The 24,601-nt window shown below is 70.4% G+C and carries 9 protein-coding genes; 6 read left to right on the top strand and 3 right to left on the bottom strand.

What is annotated here, in order from left to right; all coding sequences use genetic code 11:
* The first annotated feature begins 181 nt into the window (after positions 1-181).
* The 5 genes from treZ (at position 182) to glgB (ending at position 16,215) form a co-directional block, all read left to right on the top strand.
* A complete protein-coding gene (gene treZ, locus CIW48_RS16080; protein WP_149311670.1) occupies positions 182-1,987 on the top strand; it encodes a malto-oligosyltrehalose trehalohydrolase in 1,806 nt (601 codons plus the stop codon).
* A complete protein-coding gene (locus CIW48_RS16085) occupies positions 1,984-6,891 on the top strand; it encodes a malto-oligosyltrehalose synthase (RefSeq protein WP_149311671.1) in 4,908 nt (1,635 codons plus the stop codon). Before treZ ends, CIW48_RS16085 begins: the two co-directional genes overlap by 4 nt.
* Before the next feature lie 236 nt (positions 6,892-7,127).
* Positions 7,128-10,508 carry a maltotransferase domain-containing protein gene (locus tag CIW48_RS16090; protein WP_149311672.1) on the top strand — a complete coding sequence of 1,127 codons (3,381 nt, stop codon included), beginning with the start codon at positions 7,128-7,130 and terminating at the stop codon, positions 10,506-10,508.
* A gap of 149 nt (positions 10,509-10,657) precedes the next feature.
* Positions 10,658-13,936 carry a maltose alpha-D-glucosyltransferase gene (treS, locus tag CIW48_RS16095; protein WP_149311673.1) on the top strand — a complete coding sequence of 1,093 codons (3,279 nt, stop codon included), beginning with the start codon at positions 10,658-10,660 and terminating at the stop codon, positions 13,934-13,936.
* Positions 13,933-16,215, top strand: coding sequence for a 1,4-alpha-glucan branching protein GlgB (gene glgB, locus CIW48_RS16100; protein ID WP_149311674.1), 2,283 nt, complete (start codon positions 13,933-13,935; stop codon positions 16,213-16,215). The genes treS and glgB overlap by 4 nt, the downstream gene beginning before the upstream one ends.
* Before the next feature lie 268 nt (positions 16,216-16,483).
* Here the strand turns inward: glgB and glgA are convergent, their stop codons facing one another.
* Entirely contained in the window at positions 16,484-18,019 is a 1,536-nt protein-coding gene (gene glgA, locus CIW48_RS16105; RefSeq protein ID WP_149311675.1) for a glycogen synthase GlgA, read from the bottom strand.
* Between the two features lie 350 nt (positions 18,020-18,369).
* Entirely contained in the window at positions 18,370-19,956 is a 1,587-nt protein-coding gene (locus CIW48_RS16110) for an alpha-amylase family glycosyl hydrolase (RefSeq protein ID WP_149311676.1), read from the bottom strand.
* A gap of 338 nt (positions 19,957-20,294) precedes the next feature.
* Here CIW48_RS16110 and CIW48_RS16115 point away from each other — a divergent pair, with 338 nt between their 5' ends.
* The gene (locus CIW48_RS16115) at positions 20,295-22,907 is read left to right on the top strand and encodes a glycogen/starch/alpha-glucan phosphorylase (RefSeq protein ID WP_246695267.1); all 2,613 of its coding nucleotides are present in this window, start codon (positions 20,295-20,297) and stop codon (positions 22,905-22,907) included.
* Positions 22,908-22,995: 88 nt separating this feature from the next.
* Here the strand turns inward: CIW48_RS16115 and CIW48_RS16120 are convergent, their stop codons facing one another.
* Complete coding sequence (locus CIW48_RS16120) at positions 22,996-24,531, bottom strand: HAMP domain-containing methyl-accepting chemotaxis protein (RefSeq protein ID WP_246695268.1); 1,536 nt, start codon at positions 24,529-24,531, stop codon at positions 22,996-22,998.
* Positions 24,532-24,601 lie beyond the last annotated feature (70 nt).

Genomic DNA, 24,601 nt, shown 5'->3' on the forward strand with positions numbered 1-24,601 from the left:
GACGGAACTGCGGCTTAATTTCCGCGCCTCCGCGGGCGGCCCGTCGCCCCATTGCCACACGGCGGTCCCGCCATAGCTGCGCTGCGGGAACCGGATCGAACCCGGGGCCTTCTCCCACGACAGATGATCCTGCTGCGCTTGTGCCCCGGTGCGCGCGGCCAATGACGAGGACGGTGGCCCGATGCGGCGCGCCCACAGCATGGAATTCGGGGCCGAGATGGTCGGGGGCGGCGTCCGCTTCGCCCTCTGGGCGCCCACCGCCCGGAGCGTCGACCTCGTCGTCGACGGCATCGATCATCCGCTGCCGGAATCCGGCGGCGGCTGGCGGCGCACCGCCCTGCCCGGGGTGAAGCCCGGCGCCCGCTACGGCTTCCGCATCGACGGCGACCTCGTCGCCCCCGATCCCGCCTCGCGCTTCCAGCCCGACGACGTGTCGGGCCTCAGCGAGGTGATCGACCCGCGCGCCTACGCGTGGTCCGACGAGGGCTGGGCCGGGCGGCCCTTCGAGGAGGCGGTGATCTACGAGTGCCATGTCGGCACCGCGACGCCGGAGGGCACCTATGCCGGCCTGCAGGCGCGGCTGCCCGACCTGAAGGCGCTCGGCGTCACCGCCATCGAGCTGCTGCCGCTCGCCGACTTCAAGGGCTCGCGCAACTGGGGCTACGACGGCGTCCAGCCCTACGCGCCCGACGGCGCCTACGGCCGGCCCGACGACCTCAAGCGCCTGATCGACACCGCCCACGGGCTCGGCCTGATGGTCTATCTCGACGCGGTCTACAACCATTTCGGCCCGGCCGGGAACTACCTCCACGCCTACGCCAAGACGTTCTTCACGGAGCGCCACCAGACGCCCTGGGGCGCGGGCATCAACTTCGACGGCAAGGAGAGCGGCGCCACGGTGCGGCAGTTCTTCATCCAGAACGCCCTGTACTGGCTGGAAGAGTACCATTTCGACGGCCTGCGCTTCGACGCCGTCCACGCGATCCTGGACGATTCGCCCCGCCACTTCCTGGCCGAGCTCGGCGAGACGGTGCGGAAGACCTTCCCGGACCGTCAGATCCACCTGATGCTGGAGAACGAGGCCAACCAGGCCCGCTGGCTGGAGCGCGACGCCGCCGGGCGCCCGAAGATGCACGACGCCCAGTGGGCCGACGACCTGCACCATTGCTGGCACGTGCTGCTGACGGGCGAGGATGCCGGCTACTATAAGAGCTTTGCCGACAAACCGGTCGAACATCTCGCCCGCTGCCTCGCGGAGGGGTTTGCGTATCAGGGCGAGCCGTTCGCCACGCTCGACAACCACCCCCGCGGCGAGCCCTCCGGGCACCTGCCACCCTCTTCCTTCGTGACCTTCCTCCAGAACCACGATCAGGTGGGCAACCGGGCGCTCGGCGAGCGCCTCAACCACCTGGCCGATCCGAAGAAGCTCGACCTCGCCCGGGCCGGCTTCCTGCTGGCGCCGCAGATCCCGATGCTCTGGATGGGCGAGGAATGGTCGGCCTCGGCGCCGTTCCTGTTCTTCGTCGACTTCGCGCCGGACGAGGCGCTCAACAAGGCGGTGCGCGACGGCCGCCGCCGGGAGTTCAAGAGCTTCGCGGCCTTCGCGGACGATACCTCGAAGATCCCCGACCCGACCGAGCGCGAGACCTTCGACGCATCGAAGCTCGACTGGTCCGAGCGCGACCGCTCGCCCCACCGGGAGGTTCTGGCCGAGACGACGCGGCTCCTGGAGCTGCGGCGCGACGCGGTCGTGCCCCTGGCGAAGTCCGGCTACGACGGCGCCGCCGCCATCCTGCCGCGCGCCGACGTGGTCGATTGCACGTGGCGCTTCGGCGCCGGCACCCTGCGCTTCGTCGCCAATGTCGGCGACGCCCCCTTCGCGCTGGATCCGGGCGGCGCCCGATTGGTCTGGACCAACGCCCCCGACGGGGCCGGACGCGATCTCCCGTCCTGGACGGGCGTGTTCCTGACGGAGTCCCGCTCGTGAGCCCGCTGGAAACACTCGCCGACCTCGTCGGCGTCGCCGCCGGCTACACCGACGCCTTCGGCAAGCCCGTCGAGACGCCGCTGGCGGTGCGCCGCGGCCTGCTCGCGGCGCTCGGCTTCGCGGTGGACGACGAGGCGGCCATCGCCGGGAGCCTCGCCGAGGTCGAGAGCCTGCGCCGCGGCCTGATTCCGCCGCTCCTGCCCGTGGAGGCCCGGCGTGCCGCACGCGTTCCGGTGCGTCCGCCGAACGGCGCGCCCCACACCCTGGTCTGGCGCCTCGTGGACGAGCGCGGCACGGCCCGCGAGGGGCGGGCGAACCCGCAAGGATCCGAGCCGGGCTTCGAACTGCCGCCGCTGACCCCGGGCTATCACCGCCTCACCGTGCAGGCCGGCCGGACCCGCACCGAATCCTGGGTGATCGCCGCGCCGCAGCGCTGCTGGCGTCCGCGCCCCTACACGGAGGAGGGCGCCTCCGACTGGGGCATGGCTGCCCAGCTCTACGGCCTGCGCTCGGGCAGCAATATCGGCATCGGCACCTACGCGGATGCCGGCGAGGCGGCCCGCGAGGCGGCCTTACGCGGGGCGGCGTTCTTAGGCCTGAGCCCGGTCCACGCCCTGTTCGGCTCCGACCGGACCAAGATCTCGCCCTACTCGCCCTCCTCGCGCCTGTTCCTCGAGACGCTGTTCATCGCGCCCCGCAGCCTGCCGGGGCTCGCCGGATCCCGGGCCGAGGCGCTGCTGGCCGAGCGCGAAGACGCGATCGCGGCGCTCCGCGAGGCCGCCCTCGTCGACCATCAGGGCGTGCACGACGTGCTCGATCCGGTGCTCCGGGCCCTCTGGGCGGAGTCCCCAGCCCGCGCCGGCACCGACGCGGGGTTCGAGCGCTTCCGCCAGGAAGGCGGCACGGATCTCGAATCCCACGCGGTGTTCGAGGCGCTGTCCGAGCATTTCCGGGGGCAGGGCGCCCACTGGCTGGGCGACTGGCCGGAAGACTATCGCCGCGCCGGCACGGACGCGGGGCGGGCCTTCGCGGCGGAGAACGCGGACCTCGTCAGCTACCATGCCTGGCTGCAATACCTCGCCGACCAGCAGCTCGCCGAGGCCTCCGCGGCGGCGCTCGGCGCCGGCATGCGGGTCGGGCTCTACCGCGACCTCGCGGTCGGCGCCGACCGGGGCGGCTCCGAGATCTGGTCGCATCCCGAGCGCTTCGCCGACAAGGTCTCGATCGGCGCGCCGCCGGACCTGCTGGCGCCGAAGGGCCAGAACTGGGGCCTGCCGGCCTTCGACCCGCTGGCGATGGAGCGCGACGGGCTCGCGGCCTTCCGCGCCCTGGTCCAGGCCAACATGCGCCACGCCGGCGCGATCCGGATCGACCACGCCTTCCAGCTCGCCCGGCTGTTCCTGATCCCGCTGGGCGCGGGGGCGCAGGCGGGCGCCTACGTGGCCATGCCGTTCGAGCCGATGCTGGCGGTGCTGCGGCTCGAGAGCCACCGCAACAAGTGCCTCGTCATCGCGGAGGATCTCGGCACCGCGCCCGAGGGCTTCTCCGACGCGCTGATGCGGGCCGGAGTGCTGAGTTACCGGATCCTCGCCTTCGAGCGCGAGGCCGACGGGCGGTTCAAGCCGCCCTCCGCCTATCCGCGGGACGCGCTCACCGCCATCACCACCCACGACCTGCCGACCTTCGTCGGCTGGTGGCGCGGGGTCGATACCGACACCCGCCAGTCCCTGGGCCTCTACGACCAGGAGCGGGCCGAGGCCGAGCGGGCCGAGCGCGTCGTCGAGCGCCGCCGCCTCGCCGAGGCGCTGGCCGGGGAGCAGCTTCTCCCCTCCGCCGAGCCGCCGGACGCCGCGCCCTTCGAGGCCGCCGCCCGCTACCTCGCTCGGGCGCCCTCGATGCTCACCGCCGTCCAGTACGAGGACGTGGTCTCCGAACTCGCCCAGGCCAACGTGCCGGGCTCGACCGAGGGCTATCCGAACTGGCGGCGCAAGCTCGACCGGGATCTGACCGACATCGCCGCCCCCGGCGGGCCGCTGGCGAAGCTCGCGGCCTCCCTCTCGGCTGAGGCGCGGGGCCCGCGCTCGGGCGCCGCGCGGCTCGCCGCGCCGCCGCCGCGCTCGACCTACCGGCTGCAGTTCCACAAGGACTTCACCTTCGCGGATGCGGGTCGGATCGTCCCCTACCTGCAGCGGCTCGGGATCAGCCACGTCTACGCCTCGCCGCTCCAGAAGGCGCGGCCCGGCTCGACCCACGGCTACGACATCGTCGACCACGGCGCGATCAACCCGGAACTCGGCGGCGAAGAGGGCTTCATCCGGCTCTCCGAGATCCTGCACGCCCACGGGATCAAGCTCCTCCTCGACATCGTCCCGAACCACATGGGCGTCGGCGGGGCCGACAATCCGTGGTGGCTCTCGGTGCTCGAATGGGGCTCGCTCTCGCCCTTCGCCGACGCCTTCGACATCGACTGGCAGCGGCTCGGGGCCGGGCGCAACCTCGTGATCCCGTTCCTGGGCGACCGCTACGGCGAGGCCCTGGAGAAGGGCACGCTGGAGCTGAAATTCGACCCCGAGAAGGGCGCCTTCAGCGTCTGGCACTACGAGCACCAGCTGCCGATCCGCCCCCTGAGTTACCCGACCATCCTCAACCGGGTGATCGCCGCAATCGGGGCCGTGGACGACGATACCACAGCGGAGCTGCTCGCTATCTCCGAGCGGTTACGGGCCATGGGGATCGACACCGACGAGACCCGCCGCAAGGGTTTTCCGGAAGAGGCCGAAGGCCTGAAGCGCCGGCTCGCCGAGATCTACGGCGTGTCGCCGCTGATCCAGGAGGCCACCGCCAGCACGCTGGCGCTGCTCAACGGCTTCAAGGGCCGCCCGGACAGCTTCGGGCCGCTGCACCGGCTGCTGGAGGCCCAGGCCTACCGGCTGGCCCATTGGCGGGTGGCGTCGAGCGACATCAACTACCGCCGCTTCTTCGACGTGAATTCCCTGGCGGGGCTGCGGGTCGAGCTCTCCGATATCTTCCACCGCTCGCACGAGACCGTGTTCCGGCACGTCCGCGAGGGCCGGATCGACGGCTTGCGCATCGACCACATCGACGGCCTCGCCGACCCGCTGGGCTACGCGCGGGCGCTCCAGGCGGCGGTCGGCCCCGGCTTCTACGTGGTGGTGGAAAAGATCCTGGAGCCCGGGGAGCGGCTGCGGCCCTGGCCGGTGGCCGGGACCACGGGCTACGACGTGCTCAACCAGCTCGACGGCATCCTGGTCGACAAGGGACGGCGCAGCAAGGTCGAGCGCCTCTACACCTGGGCCACGGGCTTCGACGAGCCCTACGGGTTCCAGCTCCGCGCCGCCAAGGCCGAGATCCTCGAGATCAGCTTCGCGAGCGAATTGGAGGTGCTGACCACCGACCTCAAGGAGGTCGCCGATGCCGACCGGCGCACCCGCGACTTCACCGTCAACGCGCTCCGCCGGGCGCTGATCGAGGTCATCGCGCGCTTCCCGACCTACCGGAGCTACCTGCCGCCGGAGCTGGAGGAGGGCGAGGTCGAGCCCGAGGACGTGCGCCTGATCGAGGGGGCGGTCGCCAAGGCCAAGCGCTGGTCGAGCCTGCCGGACCGCTCGGTCCACGATTTCGCCGCCGAAGTCCTGCTCGGGCGGATCGAGACCACGGGTCCGGGCCGGCCGGACCCCCGGGTGGTCCTGCGCTTCCGCCGCCGTTTCCAGCAGCTCACCGGCCCGGTCATGGCCAAGAGCCTGGAGGATACGCTGTTCTATCGCTACGCGTGCCTGCTGGGCCTCAACGAGGTCGGCGGCGATCCGGGCGAGTACGGCATCGACGCGGAGCATTTCCACGACCTGCAGATCGCCCGCGCCCGCGACTGGCCGAGCGCCATGATCACCACGGCGACCCACGACACCAAGCGCGGCGAAGATGCCCGTACCCGGCTGCTCGCGCTGTCGGAGATCCCGGAGGAATGGGCGAAGGCCTGGGACCTGTGGCAGCGGACCGCCGGGCCGCACCTCGCCCGCATCGACGGCGAGCCGGCCCCCGACGCCAACGACCAGTGGATGTTCTTCCAGGCGATCCTGGGCGCGTGGCCGCTGGAGTTGCTGGAGCAGGACGAACCCAGGGCGATCGAGGATTTCCGCAGCCGGCTCATCGCCTACGGCGAGAAGGCCATGCGCGAGGGCAAGCGCCGGTCGAGCTGGGTCAACGTCGACGAGGTCTACGAAGGCGCGGTCAAGAAGCTGTTCACGGCGTTGATCGCACCGGGCTCGGACTTCCTGCGGGAACTCCGGCCCTTCGCCCGGCGGCTCGCCCATCTCGGCATGCTGGCGAGCCTCGGTCGGACGGTCCTGAAATGCACTCTGCCGGGCCTGCCCGACACCTACCAGGGCACGGAGATCTGGGATTTCTCCTTCGTCGATCCCGACAACCGCCGCCCGGTGGATTATCCGGCCCTGGAACGCATGCTCGAACAGGGCGGCGAACCGGTGGAGTTGCTGGCGCATTGGCCGGATGGGCGGATCAAGCAGGCGACGCTGACGCGGTTGCTGGCCGAGCGGGCCGAGCGCCCGGATTTCTACGCCATCGCCGCCTACGAGCCCGTCGATGCGGCGGGGCCGCGGGCCGACCATGTCATCGCCTATCGGCGGGCCGATCCCGTCCAGGAGGGCGGCGACCTGTTCGTGGCGGTACCGCGGTTGGTGGCGAGCCTCGTCGGCGAGGCGGTCTGGTCGGGTGAGGCTCTTGCCGGCACCCGGGTGGATCTCGGGGCGGGCACACGCTGGCGGGACCTCGTCTCGGGGCGGATCGTTGAGAGTGAAGGGGAGGGGGCCGATCTCGGCGACCTCCTGCGCGACCTGCCCTACGCGGTGCTGCGGCGGGAGGCGTGATCCCTCCGTCATCGCGGGCGCAGCGAAGCGACCCAGGGCAGCGCGACCGCAAGAGGCACGGCGCCATCTGGATTGCTTCGCTTCGCCCGCAAAGATGACGGCGTTCCGGGTGTTTCTACCGGCATTCTCTCCGCAGACCTGTCACGCAAGTCTGCTGAGAGAAGACCAGCCGAATCCATGAGGCACGCCCGGGCGGTTCGGGCGTTACGACACAGGAACGGGAGCCAGAAGCCAGCATGAACGCACCGACCAAAGCCGCTGCGACGTCCGGGGCCGAGGCCGTCCTGCCGGCCGCGCTGGCGCCCCGGGCCGAGGGGCCGCGGATCTACAACCTGTTCCCGCTCCTGGTCGGGCGCGTCTCGGACTGGGCCGCCGAATTGCCGCGGATCGCCGCGCTCGGCTTCGACTGGATCTACCTCAACCCGTTCCACCAGACCGGCGGCTCGAAGAGCCTCTACGCGGTGGCCGACCCGGACCGCCTCGACGAGCGGTTCCGCGACCAGGACGGGACGCCCGACGACGAGCAGATCCGCCGCTTCTGCGCCGCCGCCAAGGCGGCCGGCCTGTCGGTGATGACCGACCTCGTCATCAACCACACCGCCGACAACGCGCGGCTCGCCACCGAGCGGCCCGACCTGTTCATGAAGGAGCCGGACGGCTCGATCATGCACCCGGCCGCCGTCGATCCGGACGATCCGTCGATCCGCACGGTCTGGGGCGATCTCGCCGAGCTCGACTACCACACGCCGGCCGCCCGGGACGAGCTGACCCGGATCTGGGGCGGCTACGTCGCCCGGCTCCAGGGGCTCGGCGTGGCCGGCTTCCGGTGCGACGCCGCCTACAAGGTGCCGCCGGAGACCTGGCGGGTCCTGATCGGGGAGGCCAAGGGCCGCGATCCCGCCTGCCTGTTCGCCGCCGAGACCCTTGGCTGCACCTTCGAGGAGGCCCGCGCCACGGCGGGGGCCGGCTTCGACTACCTGTTCAATTCCTTCGCGTGGTGGGACCTGAGGAAGCCCTGGGCGCTGGAGCAGTACGAGCGCCTGCGGGTGCTGGCGCCGTCCATCGCCTTTCCGGAGAACCACGACATGAAGCGGCTCGCCGCCGAGATCGGCGGCGGTCCCGAGGCGGTGGCGGCCCATCTGCGCACCCGCTACGCGCTCGCCGCCTTCTTCTCGGCCGGCGTGCTGATGCCGATCGGCTACGAGTGGGGCTACCGCCGGGCGCTGCACGTGGTCGAGACCACTCCGCGCGACCGCGAGAACGAGACCGGCATCGACATCTCGGCCTCGATCCGGGCGATCAATGCCCTGCGGGCGGAGCTGCCGGCCGCCAATGTCGAGGGCGCGCAGATCCGGATCTCGGCCCCCGACAGCGATCTGGTGGCGCTCGCCCGCTTCGACACCGGCCACCCGGCCTCGGCCCGGCACGGCCTGATCGTGCTGTACAATCCGACCGACAAGCCGGTTCCGGTGGAGGCCGGCGCGCTGATCGCCCGCACGGGCGGGATGCTCGGGACCTTCGTCGACCGGACCCCAGAGGCCGAGCCGATCGCCTTCCACCCCGGCAGCGCCATCGACCTCATGCCGGGCGAGCTGCGCATCCTCGCTGCCAGCGCCCAGGAGGTCGCCCGCCAGCCGACGCGCGGCACCCCGGACGGGGAGGGCCGGGTGGTGATCGAGGCCGTCAGCCCTGAGATCGACGGCGGCCGCTCGGCGGTGAAGCGGATCGTCGGCGAATCCCTGCGGGTCGAGGCCGACATCTTCTCCGATGGCCACGAGATCATCGACGCCGCGATCCTGTCGCGGATCGCCGGCACCGAGGCGTGGCGCGAGGACCCGATGGTCTTCGTCGACAACGACCGCTGGGCCGGGCAATTCCCCCTGGAGAAGAACGCCCGCTACGAGTTCACCCTGATCGCGTGGCGCGACGCCTTCTCGTCCTGGGTGCGCGACACCCTGAAGAAGCGCGCCGCCGGCGTCGACGTGCGCCTGGAGACGATCGAGGGCGTGACGCTGGTCGGGACCGCCGCCTCCCTCGCCCGCACCCGCGGCGGCCGCGACGCCGACCGGCTCGCCGCCTTGGTGGCGGCGCTGGCCGCCGAGGAGACGGGTTCGGCCGCCCAGCTCGACCGGATCCTGGCTCCCGACGCATCGCGCCTCGTGCGCCGGAACGCCGAGCGGGTGAACCTCACCCGCTATCCCGTGACTCTGCCGGTGATCGCCGACCGCCTCGCCGCCCGGTTCTCCGCCTGGTACGAGATTTTTCCGCGTTCGCAATCCATGGACGTGAACCGGCACGGCACCTTCGACGACGTCATTCGCCGGCTTCCGGAAATCCGTGAGCTGGGCTTCGACGTCCTCTACTTCACGCCGATCCACCCGGTGGGCCGGACCAACCGCAAGGGGAAGAACAACACCCTGAAGGCCGAGCCCGGCGATGTCGGCTCGGTCTACGCGGTGGGCGCGGAGGAGGGCGGACACGAGGCCGTGCATCCCGACCTCGGCACGCTCGCCGATTTCGAGCGGCTGGTCGCGGCGAGCCACGCCTACGGGATGGAGATTGCCCTCGATTTCGCGATCCAGTGCTCGCCGGACCATCCCTGGATCAAGAACCATCCGGAATGGTTCGAGTGGCGCCCAGACGGCACGCTGAAATTCGCCGAGAACCCCCCGAAGAAGTACGAGGACATCTCGAACGTCCATTTCTACGGGGGCGCCCTGCCCTCGCTCTGGATCGAATTGCGCGACATCCTGCTCGGCTGGTGCGCCCGGGGCGTGCGCATCTTCCGGGTCGACAACCCGCACACCAAGCCAATCCCGTTCTGGGAATGGGTGATCGGCGAGGTCAACGGCCAGTATCCGGACGCAATCTTCCTCGCCGAGGCCTTCACCCGGCCGAAGATGATGATGAAGCTCGCCAAGGCCGGTTACCAGCAGAGCTACACCTACTTCACGTGGCGCAACACCAAGCAGGAGCTGACCGACTACGCCCTGGAGCTGGCCGGCCCGATGGGCGAGTATTACCGTCCCAACTTCTTCGCCAACACGCCCGACATCAACCCGTACTTTCTCCAGACCAGCGGGCGTGCCGGGTTCGTCATCCGGGGCACGCTCGCCGCGACCCTGTCGTCGGTCTACGGCATCTACAACGGCTTCGAATTGTGCGAGGCCGCGCCGTATCCCGGCAAGGAGGAGTATCTGAACTCAGAAAAGTACGAGCTTAAGGCCTGGGACTACGACCGACCCGGCAACATCCGCGAGCACATCGTCAAGCTGAACAGGATCCGGCGCGAGAACCCGGCGCTCTGGGACTTCCGCAACGTCACCTTCACGGGCGCCTGGAACGACAACATCATCGCCTACGCGAAGGCGACGCCGGAGCGCGACAATTGCATCTTCACCATGGTCAACCTCGATCCCAAGAGCCGGCAGGAATGCACCTACGAGGTGCCGCTCTGGCTGTTCGGCCTGCCCGATGACGGCGCCGTCGAGGTCGAGGACCTGCTCCAGGGCTACCGGTTCGAGCTGCGCGGCAGAACCCACCGCATCGCCCTCGATCCGGCCGAGCGATCCTGCGTGATCTGGCGCCTCAGGGCGCCGCGGCGGGTTGCGGGTTGAGGCCACCCGTGGCACTCGGCCATGGCCGTTGAATCCGGCGGCGGGCGTGCCCGTCGCCGCCCCTTGCACCCGTGCGGCGGCCCCCCGCCCGCGCCCCGGCCGGTTCCCCCGCCGGTCCCGTCAGATCCGACCGATGAGGCAGCGACGCGATGATCGATCGCAGCGACCCGCAATGGTACCGTGACGCCATCATCTACCAGATCCACGTCAAGTCGTTCTTCGACTCGAACAACGACGGGATCGGCGACTTCGAGGGCCTGACCCAGCGCCTCGACTACGTGCGCGATCTCGGCGTCACGGCGATCTGGCTGATGCCGTTCTACCCCTCGCCCCTGCGCGACGACGGCTACGACATCGCCGATTACCGGGACATCAACCCGTCCTACGGCACCATGGAGGACTTCAAGGCCTTCGTGGAGGCGGCCCATGCGCGGGGCCTGCGGGTCATCACCGAACTCGTCATCAACCACACCTCGGACCAGCACCCCTGGTTCCAGGCCGCCCGCGAGGCGCCCCCCGGCTCGCCGGAGCGCAACTTCTACGTCTGGTCGGACACCGACGAGCCGTACAAGGATACGCGGATCATCTTCCTCGACACCGAGGCCTCGAACTGGACCTGGGATCCGCTCGCCAAGCAGTATTTCTGGCACCGGTTCTACAGCCACCAGCCGGACCTGAACTTCGACAACCCGGCCGTGCTGGAGGCCGTCATCGAGGTGATGCGCTACTGGCTCGACATGGGCGTCGACGGCCTGCGCCTCGACGCGATCCCCTACCTGATCGAGCGCGACGGCACGAATTGCGAGAACCTCGCCGAGACGCATGACGTCATCAAGAAGATCCGCGCCGCGCTGGATGCCAGCTACCCCGACCGGATGCTGCTGGCCGAGGCCAACCAATGGCCCGAGGAAACCGCCCAGTATTTCGGCGACGGCGACGAATGCCACATGGCGTTCCACTTTCCGCTGATGCCGCGGATGTACATGGCGATCGCCCGGGAGGACCGGCACCCGATCACCGACATCATGCGCCAGACCCCCGAGATCCCGGACGGGTGCCAGTGGGCCATCTTCCTGCGCAACCACGACGAGCTGACGCTCGAGATGGTGACGGCCGAAGAGCGTGACTACCTCTGGTCGTTCTACGCCGCCGAGCGGCGGGCCCGGATCAATCTCGGCATCCGCCGCCGCCTCGCGCCGCTGCTCGAGAACGACCGGCGCAAGATCGAATTGATGAAGTCTCTCGTCCTGTCGATGCCCGGCACGCCGGTGCTCTATTACGGCGACGAGATCGGCATGGGCGACAACATCTATCTCGGCGACCGCGACGGCGTGCGCACGCCGATGCAATGGTCGCCCGACCGCAACGGCGGCTTCTCCCGGTCGAACCCGCAACGGCTGTTCCTGCCGGCGATCCAGGACCCGATCTACGGCTTCGACGCGATCAACGTCGAGGCTCAGACCCAGGCACAAACGAGCCTGCTGAACTGGACGCGGCGCATGATCGCGATCCGCAACAACAGCGTCGCCCTCGGGCGCGGCACGATCCAGTTCCTGTACCCGTCGAACCGGAAGGTGCTCGCCTGGATCCGCGAGCACGAGGACGAGCGGGTGCTGTGCGTGGCGAACCTGTCCCGCGCGCCGCAGGCGGTGCAGCTCGACCTGTCGGAGCTGCGCACCGCGGTGCCGATCGAATTGACCGGCGGCACCGAGTTCCCGCCGATCGGCGACCTGCCCTACCTGCTGACCCTGCCGTCCTACGGCTTCTACTGGTTCAGCTTGAGCGCCGCGCGGTCCGGGGTGATCGGCCCGCAGCAGGAGCCGCCGGAGCTGTTCACCCTGGTGCTCACCGGCGGCATCGAGAGCCTGATGAGCGGACGCGAGCGTGTCGCCTTCGAGCGCACGGTCGTGCCGCCCTTCCTGATGAGCCGCCGCTGGTTCGGCGCCAAGGGCTCACGGATCAAGGGCGTGAAGGTCATCGACTGCGCCGCCCTGAAGGACGTCGACGGGAGTGCGCGCTTCCTGCTGCCGCGGCTGCAGGTGCAGCTCGCCAACGGCGAAGCCCAGGAATACTTCATGCCCGTGGGCGTCGAGGAGGGCCGGGAAGACGAGACGCTGCTGCCCTTTGCGGTGGCGCGCGTGCGCCGGGGACCGCGCACCGGGCTGCTCTACGGCGCAGCCGGCTCCAACGACTTCGCTGCCTGCCTGATCGACGACATGCGGCAGGCCCGCGAGATCCCCACGGAGAACGGGCGCCTCGTCTTCGCCGTCACCTCGGCCTTCGACCCGGACGTCACGGTGGACGTGGCCGATATCCGCCGGCTCTCGGCGGAGCAGAGCAACACATCGATCGCCGTCGGATCGAAAATGATGCTCAAGCTGCTGCGCCGCCTGCAGCCGGGGCTGCATCCCGAGATCGAGGTCGGGCGCTTCCTCACCGAGGAGGCAGGCTTCGCCAACACCCCGGCGCTGCTCGGCACCCTGGAGCACGTGGCCGAGGACGGCACCCGCACGGCGCTGGCCGTGCTGCAGAAGTTCGTCATGAACCAGGGCGACGCCTGGACCCTGATGCTGGAGGGCCTACGCCGGGACTTCGAGACCGTGGTTCTCACCCCCGAGAGCGAGGCCGCCAGCCCCGAGGAGGCGTTCCAGGCCCACGGGCCTTGGGCCGACCTCCTCGGACGGCGCACCGCCGAGCTGCACGCGGCGCTCGCCATCGAGACCGACGACCCGGCCTTCGCGGCCGAGCCGTTCACGGCGGACGACCTCGCGGTGCTGGCACGCGACGCCCGCCACCAGGCCGAGCGCGCCTTCCGGGCGCTCAAGGGCCTGGCCGAGCGGGGACTCGATTCCGGCAAGCCGGCCTGCGCCGAACTCGGCCAGCGTCGCGGCGCGGTCGAGGCCCTGATCGAGGCGCTCACCGCCGAACCGGTCCGCGGCGCCCACAAGACCCGTATCCACGGCGACTACCACCTCGGTCAGGTGCTGGTCTCCGAGAACGACCTGATCATCGTCGACTTCGAGGGCGAGCCCTCGCGCCCGGCCGACGAGCGCCGGGCCAAGTCGATGCCGCTGCGCGACGTCGCCGGCCTGATGCGCTCCTTCGCGTACGGCGCCGAGACGGTGATCCGCGAGATCGCCGCCCGGTTCGGGGATTCCGAGGAGCGGGCGCGAGGTGCTGCCACGGCATGGCGGGGCATGATCGAGGCGGCGTTCCTGACCGGCTACGAGACCGCGGTTGCGGGCTCCCGGGCGGCCGTGACCGACGCAGGAAGCCGGGCCCGGCTGCTGCGCCTCTGCCTGCTGACCAAGGCCCTGTACGAGGTCGATTACGAGGCCAACAACCGGCCGGATTGGATCGAAATCCCCGCGCGGGGGGTTCTCACCATTCTGGACACGGACGGACACGAGCCCGGAGCATCTGAATGACGGCGATCGACGAGACCTTCGCAATGCGGGCCGACCCGGAAGCGGCGACGGTGCGGAACGCGAATGTCCCGGGCTCCGGCGTCGCGCAGCCGCCGAGCGTCCATCCGGACGCGATCGCGGCCCTGATGGCGGCCAATCACGGCGATCCGTTCTCGGTGCTCGGTCCCCATCGGGTCGGGCCCCAGGCCTGGGAGGTCCGCGCCGTGCTGCCCGAGGCACGCGCCGCCACCCTGGTGATGGACGGCCGCACCGTGCCGTTCGAGAAGCGCCATCCGGACGGGTTCTACGTCGCCCGGGTCGAGGGTGAGCACCGGCCCCTCTACGAGATCGAGGTCGAGTCCTGGGACGGGACGAAGCGCCGCCGCTACGATCCCTACGGCTTCGGCTCCTCGATCGAGCAGTACGACGTGGCCTCCCTCCGCGAGGTCGGCACCAATCTCGTCTACCGGATGCTGGGCGCCCAGTCGGGCCAGCTCGACGGCATCGACGGCTTCCGCTTCGCCGTCTGGGCCCCGAACGCCCGCAAGGTCAGCGTCGTCGGCGACTTCAACGACTGGGACGGCCGGCGCCACCCGATGCGCCTGTGGCAGGATGGCGGGATCTGGGAGCTGTTCGTGCCCGGCCTCAAGGCGGGCACCTGCTACAAGTTCGAGATCCGCGGCCCCGACGGCGCGCTGATCCCGCTCAAGGCCGACCCGGTCGCCTTCGCGGCCCAGCACCCGCCGGAGACCGCCTCGGTCACGCATGGGACCGGCGAGTTCGACTGGCGCGATTCCGGCTGGATGAGCACCCGCGGCGCCAAGGACCCGCGCCACGCGGCGATCTCGGTCTACGAGGTGCATCTCGGCTCCTGGGCGCGGGTGCCCGAGGAGGGGAACCGCTATCTCACCTACCGGGAGCTGGCCGAGCGGCTGATCCCCTACGTCAAGGATCTGGGCTTCACCCATATCGAGATGCTGCCGATCACCGAGTTCCCGTTCGACGGGTCCTGGGGCTACCAGCCGGTTTCGCTGTTCGCGCCGACGAGCCGCTTCGGCACGCCGGAGGAGTTCGCCGCCTTCGTGGATGCCGCGCACGAGGCCGGCATCGGCGTGCTGCTCGACTGGGTGCCGGGCCACTTCCCGCTGGATGCCCACGGGCTCGGCCTGTTCGACGGCACGCACCTCTACGAGCATGCCGACCCGCGCCAGGGCTTCCACCAGGATTGGGGCACCTACATCTACAATTTCGGCCGCACGGAGGTCGCGACCTTCCTGGCCGCCAACGCCCGGTTCTGGCTGGAGCACTACCATCTCGACGGCCTGCGCGTGGATGCCGTCGCGTCGATGCTCTATCTCGACTATTCCCGCCGCCAGGGCGAGTGGATCCCCAACCGCTACGGCGGCAACGAAAACCTCGACGCCATCGACTTCCTGCGCAAGACCAACGAGGCGACCTACAGCCACGCCCCGGGGACGATCACGGTGGCCGAGGAATCGACCTCCTGGCCCGGCGTCTCGCACCCGACCTATACCGGGGGCCTGGGCTTCGGCTTCAAGTGGAACATGGGCTGGATGCACGACACCCTGCATTTCATGCAGGAGGATCCGATCCACCGCCGCTACCACCACCACAACCTGACCTTCGGGCTGCTCTACGCCTTCTCGGAGAATTTCATCCTGCCGCTCTCCCACGACGAAGTGGTGCACGGGAAGGGCTCGCTGCTCGGCAAGATGCCGGGCGACCGCTGGCAGAAATTCGCGAATCTCCGGGCCTATTACGGCTTCATGTGGGGGCATCCCGGCAAGAAGCTCCTGTTCATGGGCGGCGAGTTCGGCCAGGAGCGGGAGTGGAACCACGACAACAGCCTGGATTGGCACCTGCTGGAGGATCCCCTGCACAAGGGCGTCCAGAGCGTGATCCGCGACCTCAACCGGCTCTACGTCTCGACGCCGGCCCTCTACAGCCGTGACGTCGAGCATACCGGCTTCCAGTGGCTGGTGGCGGACGACCAGGACAACAGCGTCATCGCCTGGGCCCGCAAGGGCGCCAAGCCCGGCGAGATCGCCATCGTGGTGTCGAACTTCACCCCGGTGCCACGCGAGGGCTACCGGATCGGCGTGCCGCAGGCGGGCTTCTACCGGGAGGCGTTCAACTCGGATGCCGGCGTGTATGGCGGCTCCAATTTGGGCAACCAGGGCGGCCGCCACGCCGAGGAGCAGGCCAGCCACGGCCAGAAGCAAAGCCTGTCGCTGACCCTGCCGCCGCTGGCCACGATGATCTTCCTGCTGGAGGGGTGAGGGGGCGAGGAGACGTCCTCCCCCGCTTCAGGAGCCAGCGCGTCATCCCGGGGCCGCACAGCGGAGCCCGGGATCACACCCGCCGACGCGCCAAGTCTCGGCACCCGATAGTGTCTCTGGCTTCGGGGCTCGCCTGCGGCGCCCCGGAAGGACGGTGCGCTGCGCCGTCATAGGTGTGGGCCCACCGAGCGCTACGGAGACGATCCTACCCTGGGCAACCGCCCCGTCGGCCAGGAGGGGATGGCACGCGATCCGCCGCGCGACCGTCCTACGCCGCCCGCCAGCGCAGGGCCGTGCTGTTGCCGATGGCCCGGCCGTAGAGCCCGGCGTAGTTGTCGGCGGCCTGGTCCCAGCCGAAGCGGGCCACCATGGCGCGCCGCCGCATGGCGTGGAGGCGCTTCTTCTGGCCGAAGGCCTCCAGGGCCCGGCGGACCGCCGCCCCGAAGGACGCGGCCGAGGCCTCCGCGAAGGTGAAGCCCGTCACGCCGTCCTCGACGGTGTCGGCCAAGCCTCCGGTCCGGCGCACGATCGGCAGGGAGCCGAAGCGCTGCGCGTACATCTGCGCCAGCCCGCAGGGCTCGAAGCGCGAGGGCATCAGCAGGAAGTCGCTGCCCGCGAACATCCGCCGGGCCTGCGCCTCCTCGAAGCCGACATGCACGCCGACCGCCTCGGGATGGCGCTTGGCGAGGCCGCGGAGCGCCTGCTCGAACCGGCCCTCGCCCTGGCCGATCACCACGAGCTGGCCGCCCTCGGCCACGATGGCCTCGGCCGCCTGCAGGCTCAGGTCGATGCCCTTCTGGTGCACGAGGCGCGAGACGATGGCGAAGAGCGGTCCGCGGGAGACCGCCAGCCCGAACTGCTGGCGCACCGCCTCGGCATTGGCGCGCTTGCCCTTCCAGTCGTCGACCTCGAAGCGCGTGGCGAGATGCGGGTCGGTGCTCGGGTCCCAGGTCTCGTCGATGCCGTTGAGGATGCCGGCAAGCCGGCCCTGACCGGCGCGGGTGCGCAGGAGCCCGTCGAGGCCGCAACCCATCTCGGGAGTCTGGATCTCCCGCGCGTAGGTCTCGCTCACCGTGGTGACCTGGGAGGCGTAGAAGATGCCGGCCTTGAGGAAGGAGAGCTGCCCGTAGAACTCGGCGCCCTCCACCTGGAAGGCCGATTCCGGCACGCCGAGGCGGGGCAGGGCGTCCCGGGGAAACAGGCCCTGGTAGGCGAGGTTGTGGATCGTCAGCACGCTCGGCACCCGCCGGCCGCGCCAGGCCAGGTAGGCGGGGGCCAGGGCCGCCTGCCAGTCGTTGAGGTGCAGGAGATCGGCCGCCCAGTCGGGATCGGCGCCGCCGGCGGCGAGTTCCGCCGCGGCGAGGCTGAGGCGGGCGAAGCGCAGGTCGTTGTCTCCGAAATCGCCGTGCTGGTCGCCGTAGGGCGTACCGTCGCGCTCGTAGAGCTCGGGACTGAGCAGGACGTAGATCCGCAGGCCGTCGACCGCCTCGACCAGACCGAGATCGCAGGCCGGGACACCCGCGAAGCCCTCGAGCCGGCCGATGACCGGGATCTCGGGGAAGGCCGCGCGGACCTGCCGGTAGCCCGGAATCAGGACGCGAATATCGTAGTGCGGGACCAGGGCCCGCGGCAGGGCGGCCGAGACTTCGCCGAGACCGCCGGTCTTCACGAAATCGGCCATCTCGGGCGTGGCGTAGAGGATGCGGCGGCGCAGAGAGGCCGGCCGGGCCGGAACGGATACGACGCCGTCCTCTTCGCCGGACGAATACTCGGCGAAGGAACCACCACGGCGCGCATCGAGCATCAACATTGATCCTGGCCGGGCGGAATGCCCCGGTCTGGCAGACGATCGGCCAGGCACGGCTGTCGCGATCTCAACCACGGCTAATGCTCCCTCGCCGCGACGGTTCCGTTGCGACGCACAAAATAGGCCACCGGGCGCATTAAGCTTCACTTACCTATGTCGCATCGCAGCAGGAAATCGCGCCGGAGCGGCGGATTTCGGCCCCTGAAGACGACTCTTCGGCCGGGGAAAGTGCCGCCGAACACGCCCGTGGGCGCCCGGCCAACGATCCTCGCCCGACGGGCGGCGTGCGCCGGACACCTGATTCGGTCTCCGGCCTGACGGGCGCCGGAGCCGGGAGCGGGCTCCGCTTACCCGGCGCGGCGCAGGATCACCCCCTCGGCGGGCTCCAGCGCCAGGGTGAGGCCGGCCACCTCGCCCGTGCGCCCCGCGCGGGTCGAGAGCAGCACGGTCCAGCCGCCCTCGGGCAGCGGCAGATCCTGCGACGCTGCGCCGAAGTTCAGGAACACTCGCAGAACGGCCTCGTCGGCGAAGCGCTCGTAGGCGAACACCTCCGCGCGCCCCAGCGGCACCGCCCGGTAGCCGCCCACGGCGAGCGCCGCATGGTCGCGGCGCAGGGCGAGGAGCCGCCGATACAGGGTGAGCATCGAGGCGGGGTCCGCGCGCTGGCTCTCGACGTTGCGGGTGGCCCAATCCTCCGCCAGAGGCAGCCAGGGTTCGGCCGTGGAGAAGCCGGCCTGCGAGCTGTCATCCCACTGCATCGGCGTGCGCTCCGGATCGCGGCCGTGCCCGGGCTCGTTGTGCTCCCAGGGGTCGCGGGCGCGCTCAGGCGGGATCGGCACATGGCCGAGCCCGATCTCGTCGGCATAATAGAGGGTCGGGGTGCCACGCAGGGTCAGGAGCAGCATCGCGGCGATGCGGGCCTGGGCCTCGCCCACCCGGGCGGCGATGCGCGGCTGGTCGTGGTTGCCCAGCACCCAGTTCGGCCAGCCGCCCTCGGGCAGGGCCGCCTCGTACTGCGCCACGAGGTCGGCCACCGCATCGGCCCGCCACGGGGTCTGGATCAGCTGGAAGTTGAACGGCAGGTCGGCGCCCGTGAGGTCCGGCCCGTAATAGGCGACCAGCCGCTCCACCGGCAGGTAGATCTCGCCGATCAGCACCCGCTCGCCGTAGTCGCGCAGCACCGCCCGCATGCCGGAGATCACGTCGAAGATCTCGGGCCGGTCGGCGGAGTAGACCTGGGTGAATCGGTTGATCTCGGGCGCGCCCGGCGCGTAATCGGGATTGGCCGGATTGTCGCGGAAACCGGCATCCTTCATCAGGTGCCAGATCACGTCGACCCGGAAGCCGTCGACCCCGCGCTCCAGCCAGAAGCGGAGCACGTCGTGCATGGCCGCCCGCACCGCGGGGTTGCGCCAATTCAGGTCCGGCTGCTCGGCCAGGAAGGCGTGGTAATAATACTGGCCGGTGGCCGCATCCAGCGTCCAGGCCGGCCCGCCGAAATTCGACACCCAGTTGTTGGGGGGACCGCCATCGGGCGCCGGGTCGCGCCAGATGTACCAGTCCCGCATCGGGCTCGTGCGGGACGACCGGCTCTCCGCGAACCACGGATGCGCGATCGAGGAGTGGTTCGGCACGAAATCGAGGATCACCTTCAGCCGGCGCCGATGGGCCTCGGCCACCAGGGCATCGAAATCGGCCAGCGTGCCGAACAGCGGGTCGATCCCGCAATAATCCGCCACGTCGTAGCCGAAATCCGCCATCGGCGAGGGGTAGACCGGCGAGATCCAAACGGCGTCGACCCCCAGCCAAGCGAGGTAGTCCAGCCGCGCCGTGATCCCCGGCAGGTCGCCGACCCCGTCGCCGTTCGTGTCCTGAAAGGAACGGGGATAGACCTGATAGACGGTCCCGCGCTTCCACCAGACGGTGTCGGTCATGCTGCGCCCTTCGCGTTGGCGGCCCAGGCTTAACCGCTGACCCACGCTCTGGCGACCGGCAACGGATGCGCTCCGAGTGCGCGCCGGGCGTGGACGAATCGGCCCGCCGCCGCGCCCCCCTCTTGACGCCCTCGTTCAGGGAATGGCTGCGGCCCACTTGCGCGGCCGGCATGCCCCTCGTGCAGCGCCGCCGCGCGAGGCTGTGTCTGGAATGTCACGATGCCGTGCCATATCTCCTTCGCCGTGCCCGTGCGTTCCGCCGGAACGGCGCTGCCACGACTTCGCCGGAAGCCGACCGCATCGTTGGACGCTTCGGGGCACGGATCGCTCGCCCGTTCATGCGGCGGCAATCCATCAAAAGAGATAATCCGCCCACGATACCCCCGGCGCTAGAATCCGGGGCGACGACTTTGGGGGACCCGCACGTGTTGAACGATGTTCTGACCCGGCCTGTGCCACAAGATGTCCCGCGCGACGAGCGCGCACCCGAGGTTCCGGCCGCGGCCGCCTGGACCGCCCCGGCGCTGTCCGCGAGCGGCGACGCGGTGGCCGACCTGCGGGAATCGATCCGCGCCAAGCTCGCCTTCGCCCTGGGCCGCACGCCCGAGACCGCCCGCCCGCGCGACTGGTTCGCGGCGACCGCGCTGGCCCTGCGCGAGCGGATCGTGGCCGCGGCTCTGGCCTCCGAGCGCAGCGTCCCGAACAAGCGCGTCTACTACCTGTCGCTGGAATTCCTGATCGGCCGGCTGATGTCGGACGCCCTGAACAATCTCGGCCTCACCGAGACGACCCGCAGCGCGCTCCGGGAACTCGGGGCCGATCTCGACGCCGTGCAGGAGGCCGAGCCCGACGCGGCTCTGGGCAACGGTGGCCTCGGGCGGCTCGCCGCCTGCTTCATGGAGAGCATGGCCAGCATCGGCATCCCGGCCATGGGCTACGGCATCCGCTACGACCACGGCCTGTTCCGCCAGTCCATCGAGGATGGCTGGCAGCGCGAGGCGCCGGAGACCTGGCTGGCCGAGGGCAATCCCTGGGAATTCGCCCGGCCCGAGGCGACCTACCCGATCGGCTTCGGCGGCACCGTCACGCTGTCCTCGCCGGAGGAGGGGGTGATCCGGCGGCACTGGCAGCCGGCCGAGACCGTGCGGGCGGTGGCCCACGACGTGCCGGTGGTCGGCTGGCGCGGGCGCCACGTCAACGGCCTGCGCCTCTGGAAGGCCGAGGTCGGCGAGCCCATCGATCTCGCCCGCTTCAACGGCGGCGACCATGTCGGCGCGGTCGCGGCGCGGATGCGCGCCGAGGCGATCTCGCGGGTGCTCTATCCGAGCGATTCCTCGGCCGAGGGCCAGGAGCTGCGCCTGCGCCAGGAATACTTCTTCACCGCGGCCTCGATCCAGGATCTCGTGGCGCGCCACGTGGCCGAGCGCGGCGACGTCCGGTCCCTGCCGGACCACGCGGCGATCCAGCTCAACGACACCCATCCGGCCATCGCGGTGCCGGAGCTGATGCGCGTCCTGCTCGACGTGTACGGCCTCTCCTGGGAGGATGCGTGGCACGTCACCACCCACACGCTGCACTATACGAACCACACGCTCCTGCCCGAGGCACTCGAGACCTGGCCGGTGGAACTGATGGAGCGGCTGCTGCCGCGCCACATGCAGATCATCTACCTGATCAACTGGATGCATCTGGAAGAGCAGGCCAAGCACGGCCGCCAGGATGCGGCCTACCTCGCGTCGATCTCGCTGATCGACGAGTCGCACGGACGGCGGGTGCGCATGGGGCACCTCGCCTTCCACGGCGCGCGCCGGGTCAACGGCGTCTCTGCGCTGCACACCGACCTGATGCGCTCGACGGTCTTCTCGGACCTGCACGCCCTCGATCCGGACAAGATCGTCAACAAGACCAACGGCATCACCTTCCGCCGCTGGTTCCACAACGCCAATCCCGGCCTCACCCGGCTCGCCGTGGAGACGGTGGGCGCGGGCGTGCTGGACAATCCCGATCTACTCCGGGGCCTGGAGGCCCATGCCGAGGATCCGGGCTTCGTGGCGCGCTACGCGGCGGTGCGCCGGGAGCGCAAGGAAGCCCTGGCGGCGATCATCGCCGAGCGCACCGGCATCGACGTCGATCCGGCCGCCCTCTTCGACGTGCAGGTCAAGCGCATCCACGAGTACAAGCGCCAGCTCCTCAACGTGGTCGAGACCGTGGCGCTCTACCAGGCGATCAAGGCCGAGCCGCACCGGGACTGGACACCCCGGGTGAAGATCTTCGCCGGCAAGGCAGCACCGAGCTATGTCCAGGCCAAGCTGATCATCAAGCTCGCCTGCGACGTCGCCAAGGCGGTCAACGACGACCCCGAGGTCGCCGACCGGCTGAAGGTGGTGTTCCTGCCGAACTACTCGGTGAGCCTCGCCGAATCGATCATCCCGGCCGCGGATCTCTCCGAGCAGATCTCCACCGCCGGCATGGAGGCGTCGGGCACCGGCAACATGAAGTTCGCCCTCAACGGCGCGCTCACGGTGGGCACCCTCGACGGCGCCAACATCGAGATTCGCGACCATGTCGGGGCGGATAACATCTTCATCTTCGGCCTGGAGGCCGACGAAATCCGCGCCCGGCAGGCCGAGCCGGACTACGCGGCCAAGGCGATCCAGGCCTCGCCGCGCCTGGCGGCGGCGCTCGACATGATCGCCTCCGGGCGGTTCTCGCCGGAGGAGCCGGGCCGGTTCCGGCCGCTCACCGACGACCTGCGCCGGCGCGACCAGTACCTGCTCACCGCCGATTTCGACGATTACTGGCGGGTGCAGCGCGCCATCGACGCCGCGTGGCGCGACCCGCGCGGCTGGTGGGCGAAAGCGATCCGCAACACTGCCCGCATGGCGTGGTTCTCCTCCGACCGGGCGATGCGCGAATACGCCGAGGAGATCTGGCGGGTCCGCCTGGGCTGAATGCCGGTCGGGCCGAGAATCGGGGTCGCGGATCGCGCCGATCCGCGACCCCGCCGCGCGGGTCGGTGCCCGGCGCGGGCGGGGGGCCTCAGGCGGCGCGGACGCCGCCCAGGAAGCGGCCCACCTCCGCCGAGAGGTGCTCCGACTGGCGTGACAGGGCCGTCGCGGCCCTGAGCACATGGTCGGCCGCGACGCCGGTCCGCTCCGAAGCCTCGGCCACCCCGACGATGGTACCGGTCACCGCCGTGGCGCCCCGCGTCGCCTCGCCGATGGTGCGCACGATCTCCTGCGTGGCGGTCCCCTGCTCGTCCACGGCCGCCGCGATCGCGATCGCCACTCCGTTGATCTCGCGGATCCGGTCGATGATCACGCCGATCGCACCGACCGCGGAACCGGTCACGCCCTGGATCCGGCCGACCTGCGCGGCGATCCCGTCAGTCGCCCTGGCGGTCTTCTCGGCCAGGGCCTTCACCTCCCCCGCCACCACCGCGAAGCCGCGCCCGGCCTCGCCGGCCCGCGCCGCCTCGATGGTCGCGTTCAGCGCCAGCAGGTTGGTCTGCCCGGCGATGGACGCGATCAGCCGCACCACGTCGCCGATCTCGGAGGCCGCCTGCCGCAGCTCGGCCACGAGGCCGGCGGTCTGGTCGGCCTCACCGACCGCCTGCTGCGCGAGGTCGGACGAGCCGCTCGCCTGACGGCCGATCGCCTGGATGGCGCTGCCGAGCCGTTCGGTCGAGGCCGCCACGGCGTTGATGTTGGCCGCGGCTTCCTCGGCCGCCGTCGCTACCGCGCCGGACTGGCTGGCCGTCTCCTGGGCTGTTGCGGTCATCTGGTGGGCGGTACCTTCCAGTTCACCCGCCGAGGCCGAGACCCGGTCCACGATCTTGGCCACGGCCTCCTCGAAGGTCCGGGCGAGGTCCATCATCGCATCCTTGCGCATTGCGGCGGCTTTGGCATCCGCGCGCTGGCGGCGCTCGGCTTCCGCGGCGGCGTTGCGGGCGACCATGCTCCGGATCGCCTCGACCGCCCGCCCGACCATCCCGATCTCGTCGCCGCGCTGCGCCTCGACGATCGTGGCCTCGATATCGCCCCGCGCCATGCGCTGCAGCACGGCAACGAGGCGGTGGAGCGGCCGCGTCACGCCGAACCCGACGATCGCGGCCGAGAGGCCGAGGGCGGCGAACAGCCCCGCGACGGCCGCGCCGATCAGCACTGTCCGCGCCCGTTCGGCCTCCTGATGCGCCGCGATCTTGGCTTCGCCGAGGCGGGCCGCCGCCTCCGCCGCGTAGGCCTGGGCCGCCTGGTCGAACTGCGCCCGGACCTCACGGCTCGCGACGACGCCGACCTGGATCGCCGCAGGGCGGTCGCTCCGGCGAGCGAGATAGTTGGAGCGGTCGAGCAGATCGAAATAGTCCCGGGCGATCGCCCCGATCTGGCGTTGCAGCGCCGCGATTTCCTTACGTCGCGACCCCTCGGCCAGCGTCTCGACGCTGTCGGCCACGGCCTTGACGTCCTCGTCGTAGCGCCTGCGGAAGAGCGGAAGGTCCGCCTCCGGCCGGCCGATGATGAGGTTGCGATTCATGAGTGCGGCATCGACGAATTTCTCGCGGATGCGCGCGAACATCTCCAATCTTGCGAAGTAATAATCGACCAGATACCTGTTTCTATCCTCCATATTTTTTATTCCCGCGAGC

It is taken from the genome of Methylobacterium sp. P1-11 (assembly GCF_008329595.1).
GTDB lineage: Bacteria > Pseudomonadota > Alphaproteobacteria > Rhizobiales > Beijerinckiaceae > Methylobacterium.